We start from the raw sequence: 386 nt of genomic DNA on the forward strand, positions 1-386 counted from the left end.
ATTTTTGCAAGGAATTTGCCAAAGTACAGGAAAAATACATGATTAAAGATAGGAACCATAAGTATCGGAACAAGCCGAACCGGATGAGTGATACGGAAATCATGGTCATCCTGATCCTGTTCCATTCGGGAGGTTTCCGATGTTTCAAGCATTATTACAAGGAATATGTCTGCAAGCATCTGCCCTACCTTTTCCCCAGACGTGTGTCCTATAACCGTTTTGTGGAGCTGGAGAAAGAAGTCCTGTTGCAGCTGACCGTCTTCATCAAGGAGGTCTTGCTGGGCACCTGCACCGGTATCAGCTTTGTGGATTCCACACCGCTGCGTGTATGCCGGAGACAACGCATATTGATCCATAAAACCTTTGAGGGGCTTGCGGAACGTGGA

General features: G+C 46.9%; 1 protein-coding gene. It reads left to right on the forward strand.

Annotation, left to right across the window (positions count from 1 at the left end):
- A partial coding sequence (locus tag M3090_RS15670) for a transposase (protein ID WP_317239258.1) occupies window positions 1-386 on the forward strand: 386 nt, incomplete at both ends.

Origin of the sequence: Bacteroides sp. ET71 (genome assembly GCF_023336905.1) — a bacterium.
Classification (GTDB): domain Bacteria; phylum Bacteroidota; class Bacteroidia; order Bacteroidales; family Bacteroidaceae; genus Bacteroides.